The 5,786-nt window shown below is 69.3% G+C and carries 6 protein-coding genes; 2 read left to right on the top strand and 4 right to left on the bottom strand.

Annotated features, from left to right (window positions below):
* Nucleotides 1-437 precede the first annotated feature (437 nt).
* Both VO99_RS30015 and VO99_RS28535 read right to left on the bottom strand, forming a co-directional pair.
* Nucleotides 438-668: a transcriptional repressor gene (locus tag VO99_RS30015; RefSeq protein WP_232315644.1), complete on the bottom strand. Its 231-nt coding sequence runs from the start codon at nucleotides 666-668 to the stop codon at nucleotides 438-440.
* A gap of 13 nt (nucleotides 669-681) precedes the next feature.
* Nucleotides 682-1,167: a hypothetical protein gene (locus VO99_RS28535; RefSeq protein ID WP_157039871.1), complete on the bottom strand. Its 486-nt coding sequence runs from the start codon at nucleotides 1,165-1,167 to the stop codon at nucleotides 682-684.
* A gap of 38 nt (nucleotides 1,168-1,205) precedes the next feature.
* Between VO99_RS28535 and VO99_RS28530 the strand changes: the two genes are divergently transcribed.
* Nucleotides 1,206-2,090 (top strand): methyl-accepting chemotaxis protein, encoded by an 885-nt coding sequence (locus VO99_RS28530; RefSeq protein ID WP_052736711.1) that lies wholly within the window; start codon nucleotides 1,206-1,208, stop codon nucleotides 2,088-2,090.
* A 411-nt stretch (nucleotides 2,091-2,501) separates the two neighbouring features.
* Nucleotides 2,502-4,310: a sensor histidine kinase gene (locus tag VO99_RS28525; protein ID WP_046116365.1), complete on the top strand. Its 1,809-nt coding sequence runs from the start codon at nucleotides 2,502-2,504 to the stop codon at nucleotides 4,308-4,310.
* 109 nt (nucleotides 4,311-4,419) lie between these two features.
* Here the strand turns inward: VO99_RS28525 and VO99_RS30715 are convergent, their stop codons facing one another.
* Nucleotides 4,420-4,713, bottom strand: coding sequence for a DUF1653 domain-containing protein (locus VO99_RS30715; protein ID WP_157039872.1), 294 nt, complete (start codon nucleotides 4,711-4,713; stop codon nucleotides 4,420-4,422).
* 513 nt (nucleotides 4,714-5,226) lie between these two features.
* The coding region (locus VO99_RS28515) for a flagellin (RefSeq protein ID WP_046116363.1) at nucleotides 5,227-5,786 on the bottom strand (560 nt) is incomplete at its 5' end.

Here is a 5,786-nt window from a genome sequence, read left to right as displayed (position 1 = left end):
TCTTCGTGTTGCGTGTCAGTCAACTTCCTACGGCGTGGGCGCTGTGTGACGGGCTTGCGTGACACCCGGTGCCCAGTGCGTCGTCACGCAGCGGGCAGGGAGGGTCGGCATCACGCCGGCTCTGGGTTTGGGGTCGCGCGGTTGGCACCGGTCGTGCACCAGAGGACAGCCCCAGGACCCAGACGTGCGTGTCGCATGGGGTCGACTCAAGGGAACCATGACCTGACGCTCAGTGCGGAGGGTGATACTTCGGAGCACGGGCCGGGGGTGCAGCGGCACGGTGGGCTTGGGTGTCCGCCGGGCCGGACGGCCGGCGCTTGCCGGCGCCTGCTTACTCGCGCCCGAGCGGTGCTGTGCGCGGCTGATCCGCGTGAGCCGCTGCCTGACGGTGCGCGGCGGCCGCGCATTGCGCTGACGGAGGGTGGTCGACCGGGCGATCAGGGCGAGGTTGCGCTGCCACAGCACCGAGCACAAAGGCCGAACAGCGAGAGGCGGTGGTCCTGCAGTTCGAAGCCACGCGCGTGCGCGATCGCCGCTTGCCGCCTTTCAATGCCCGGGTCGTAGAGCTCGTCCAGCTGACCACATCGCACACAGACCAGGTGGTCATGGTGCTGTCCTTCATCAATCTCAAACACCGCTTTGCCCGTGGCGAAGGTGCTGCGGATCACGATGCTGGCGTGTTCAAGCTGGGACAGGACGCGAGCAGGGCTTGCTTGTGGCCGGCCGGCTGACGACCGGTTCAGCGCTTACTTGCAGGGCGTTGCACAACGCCAGCAGATCGCGACCGACGTGCAAGCGGCAGCCACCCAGCGTGCGATCGCGGCGCGCAACCTGGTGTTGGTCACCGAGCCAGTGGACCGCGACAGCGAGCTGCAGGTGGTGCTCCAGGCCCATGCCCATGTTCAGCGCGCGCTTTAGCGGCTGGCGCAGGCGGTGGGGCGCACCGATGACGTCCAGCGGCGCGAACGCCAGCTGTTGGACGCCCTGGTGGCGGTGGAAGCCACGTACGGCCCCGTGGCGATGGCCATCGGCCAGCTGGTCGGCGAGAACCAACGGGATGCCGCAGTGGCCAAGATGAACCGCGAGTGCCGGCCGTTGCTGGCCCAGCTGCTGGCGGTGACCAGTGACCTGGTCCAGCACTACCAACAGCAGGCGGCGCACCAGCAAGACGTGGCTGCCGCCAGGAGCCATCGGAGCGCTTGCTCATGGCGGTGGTCTCCGCGCTGGCCGTGGTGCTGGCCCTGTCGCTGGGCTGGTGGCTGGCCAACGCGGTGACACGCCCCTTGAGCCGCGCCGTGCGGTATGCACGGGCCGTCGCCGCGGGGGACCTCAGCGCGAGCATCGAGGTGAGCAGCCACGATGAAACTGGCGCGCTGCTGAAGTCGTTGAACGACATGAATACCAACCTGCTGGCGATGGTCCAACGGGTGCGGCCGTCCGCCGAGGGCATTGCCGTGGCGTCCAACGAGATCGCGGCCGGCAATCAGGACCTGTCGAACCGCACGGAACAACAAGCGAGAGCCCTGCAGCAAACGGCGTCCTCCATGCAGGACATGACGGCAACGGTCCGTGAGAACGTGACCAGTGCGCAGCAGGCCAGCGACCTGGCGCAGGACGCACACCACGTGGCCGCACGGGGTGGTCAGGCGGTCGAACGGGTCGTTGCGACGATGGGCGACATCGCGGGCGCCAGCCAGAAGATCGCTGACATCACCGGTGTGATTGACAGCCTGGCCCAGCGCTCCGCCGACGAGGCCAAGCAGATCAAGGCGCTCATTGGCACCAGCACGGACAAGGTGGCCTTGGGCAGCCAGCTGGTGCACGAGGCTGGCACCACGATGCAGGAGATCGTCGCCCAGGTGCACCGGATGGCGTCGATCCTGGACACGATGAAGACGGCAACCGCGGCCCAAGGTGACGGCATCCTGCAGGTCAACCAAGCGGTGGCGTCGATCGACCACGGCACACAACAAAACGCGGCGTTGGTGGAGCAAAGTGCCGCCGCAGCGGACAGCTTGCAACGGAAGGCCGCCGGCCTGCTGCAGGCCATTTCGGCATTCAACACCGAGCGACACCCGGTCGCTGCCTGACGCAACGGGCGCCGGAGGCCCAGGCGGGCGGTGCCTGCCATCGCGCCTGCTGAGCCGGCCGCACATCTGCACGACCCGCCAACGTGCGCTGCGTGTGCAACACGCGGGTGCTCGAGGCACCTGGAACGGTCCACTCTGCAGGCGGGTAGTGGGTCGCTGGGCGGGGACGGGCCAGCGCCTTGTGCGGAGGGGGTGACGCGTGCAGGGTGGGTGGCCAGGACCGCCCGGGCCGTGGGTGTTGCGTACCCGCGCCACACGCTATGGCGGGGTCAGCCCAGCGGCATTCGGTTGGCACCACAGGCAGCGGCCACCCACTGCCTGGCGGCCGATTGGGGTTTTCGACAGCATGCCCCCGGCCCACATCAACGCGGGCTGGCATATAACGGCAACACCGCGGTGACCAGAGCCTGCATGCGCTCCGATCCGCTCGACCTTCCTTCGGGGATCCGCTTTGTGGGCTGGCTGCCAGCCGCCCTGGTGCTGGCCGCCTTGATGACCACCAGCGTCCTGGGTCTCCAAGGATTGTCCGTGGCGCGCTCCTACGTGGCGACTGAAGGGCTGTGGACCAAGGCGGCGTTTCGCGCGTTGCTGTCGTTGGAGCGGTATGCGGCCCATGGGCTGTCCGAGGACCGTGAGGAGTTTGATCACGCGGTCCAACTGCCACTGACGTTGCGCGCCGCGCGCGAGGCGCTCGACCGCGCGGATGCCCCGCTGTCCCTGCCCGCGCACTATTTCGTCGAAGCAGGCGTCAACGCGGCCGATGCGACGGCCATGTGCTACCTCTACCGGCTTGCACGAACGCGGGACTGGACCCGGGAAACCGTGGCCCGCTGGATCGATGGTGACGCCTTCATCGACCGCTTGCTGACCATGGCGGACCGCATTCCCCCCGCCGGCGTGCGCCCGTTGCCCGAAACGGAGCTGGCGACACTGCGTTCGGCCGTGCAGGCGCAGAGTGACCGTTTCATGGAAGTGCAGGGACGGTTTGCGGAACGGGTCAGCGAACGGGCTCGCTGGACCGCCGAGGTCAGCATGGGGACCATCGTGGTGTTGGCGGCGGTGCTGGCGATCGCGGCGGCGCTGCACGGCGTGCGCTGGCAACGGCGGGAGGCGATGGCGCGTGCGGCCCTGCAGGCGGCGCATCAACGGCTGCGTGTGGCCACCCAGAGCGACCACCTCGGCGTCTTCGAGTGGGAACTTGGTGCGCCCGCGGTGCGGCTCGATGCACGGTGCTGCGAGCTCTACGGCGTGCCCTGCCAAGGCGAGTGGACGGTGGCCGACCGGTCGGTGCTGCGACCGCATGTGCATCCCGACGACCAGCCCGCCCTACGGCAGGCGATGGAGCAGGCCGCGCAGCAGCGTCGCCTGTTCAAGCACCGCTACCGGGTCTTGCCCAGCCCTTCCCAGGTGCGCCATCTCGAAATCACCGGGATGTGCACCAGTGCGTTGGGTCACCACTGCATGGTGGGAGTTGTGCGCGACATTTCGGACGAAGTGCAACGCGGCCTCGCCGAGAGCCAGGCCCGGACGGAAGAAGTGGCCGCGCGCACACGGTCACGTTTGTTGTCCCGGCTCAGCCACGAGCTGCGCACACCGCTCAACGCGATTCTTGGCTTCACCCAGGTGCTGTTGGCAGATCACGAGGGCATGGGCGCTCGGCAGCTGGACTGGCTGCAGCGGATCGATGACGCCGGGCGCGGACTGTTGCGCATGGTCGAGGACGTGTTGCGCATCACGCTGGTGACCGGCGGCGGCCTGCGCCTGCAGCATGAGCCGGTGGCACTGCAGGCGGTAGTGCAGTCGGCGCTTCAGGCACATGCGGCCGTGCAGCGTTCACGCCAGGTCGGCGTCGACCTGTCAGCGCCGGCCCATGTGGTGCTGGTACGGGCAGACCGCGCGCACTTCCAAGAGGCCCTCTCGCGCTTGATCGAGCATGTGGTGCTGGCGGCATTGCCCGACACGCGGGTGCGCATGGAGGTGGTGGCGGATGATCTGACGGTGCAGCTGCGGCTGCAGGCCGCGCACTGGCCCGGGTCCGGGGTCAGCGGCCGCCCTGGGGTCGACGATCCCCCGTCGCAGCAGTTGGGCTTTGCCCTTTCCCTGGTGGAGGCACTGCTGTCGGCAATGGACGCCCGGCTGGATGTGCAGGTCGGATCCACGGGCACGCCGCTGATCGTCGTGCACCTGCGGCCCTGGCCGCCCACCGAGCCCACCTCCTGACGGGGTGCGGGGCGGCCACGGCACGCGCCGCGCCCGCGGCGGCGCCCTGCCATCGGCCCATCGCGGTGATGCTGCGGCGATGGCCCGGCCGCCGGGTGCCGGACCTCGCTCAGCGGCGGGTGAGCGAGCGCCGCACCGCCTTGGCGGCTGTCACGGCGTGCTGTGCGGCCGCGCGGTCGCTGCGCCGGGCCGTTTCCACGTCCTGCTCGGCCACCGCCACAAAGCGCGACTGCCATTCCGACAGAGGCCGGACCCAAGGATCCCCCGTGGTATCAAACGGCCAGAGGTGCACGTAGACCACCAGCGGCGACTGATCGTCCGCGCTGCGCGCCCGGGTGAGGACACGGTAATAACCGCCATCGATGTGGCGGACGGCTTGGCCGGGGACGGGGAGGGCGGTCATGCACCCATTGTCGCGGCGGGCGCCGTTGCGGGCCCACCGCTGACCCGTCCAAGGCGACTGGCCCCTGCTGCGCTGCACCTCGCGCGGTGGTGCCGGCACGCGGTCGGCTGGGCGTGCGCCAGGGCCGCGTTTGCGCCCCTTGCTGACGCTCGCCGGCTGCACCACTCGGACGAGCAAAAAAAAGCCGGCCCCAGGGCCGGCAACCATGCTGATGGTGATTATGGTTATCNCGGCCGCGGCCAGCAGGTGCGGCGGCAGCGCGGGGGCCATCGAGGCCAGCGCGCCCAGCGTGGCATCGCTGAGCCCGACGGGCGCTGCCGGACGGGCCGCCGGCGCGGGCTGCGCGGGCGCGGCGGCCGGTGCCGTCTCGCGCGCGGCCGGCCAGGTGGCGGGCACGCGGGCGATGGGCAAGATGGCGGGGATGCGGTGGGCGGCCATGGAATGTGAAAAAGCCAGCCCGGCAAGGGCTGGCTTTCAGGAGCGGGGCGGTGTGCGCCTCCGGATCCGGGTGGCTTAGTTCAGCAGCGACAGGGCCAGCTGGCTCATGCTCGACGACTGCTTGAGCATCGAGGTGCCGGCCTGCAGCAGCAGCTGCTTGCTGGTCATGTTGGCGGTTTCGCTGGCGAAGTCCACGTCGGTGATGCGGCTCTTGGCAGCGGCCGTGTTGGTGCTCATGTTCGACAGGTTGTTGTACACGTGGTCCAGGCGGTTGGACGCCGCACCCAGCGACGAACGCACCGTCGAGACATCCTTCAGCGCGGTGTCGATCAGCGCGATGGTGGCGTTGGCGGTGGCGGTCAGCTGCGTGCCCACGCTGGCCGAGGTGGCGGTGGAGTCGTAGGTCGAGCTGATGGCGCCCAGCGAGCCGCTGTCGGCGGTCAGGCTGTTGGCGGCGGTGGCGATGTTGACCAGCATCGTCTCGGTGTTGGCCGCGCCGATCTGGAAGGTGACGCCTGCGGCGGCCGAGAACTTGGCCACCGACATGGCACCGGCCGAAGCGCCCGTGCCGAACAGCTTCTCGCCAGCGAACGAGGTGTTGGAGACGATGTTCTTCAGCTCCGAGCCCAGCGCGT

Source organism: Aquincola tertiaricarbonis (genome assembly GCF_000969605.1).
Lineage (GTDB): Bacteria > Pseudomonadota > Gammaproteobacteria > Burkholderiales > Burkholderiaceae_C > Aquincola > Aquincola tertiaricarbonis.
This window is presented reverse-complemented; position numbering and strand designations above follow the sequence as displayed.

What these genes read in the sequence shown, in the direction of transcription:
- VO99_RS28525 (WP_046116365.1), top strand. Translation starts at nt 2,502, where the DNA reads ATGCGCTCCGATCCGCTCGACCTTCCTTCGGGGATCCGCTTTGTGGGC.
- VO99_RS30715 (WP_157039872.1), bottom strand. Translation starts at nt 4,713, where the DNA reads ATGACCGCCCTCCCCGTCCCCGGCCAAGCCGTCCGCCACATCGATGGC.
- VO99_RS28530 (WP_052736711.1), top strand. Translation starts at nt 1,206, where the DNA reads ATGGCGGTGGTCTCCGCGCTGGCCGTGGTGCTGGCCCTGTCGCTGGGC.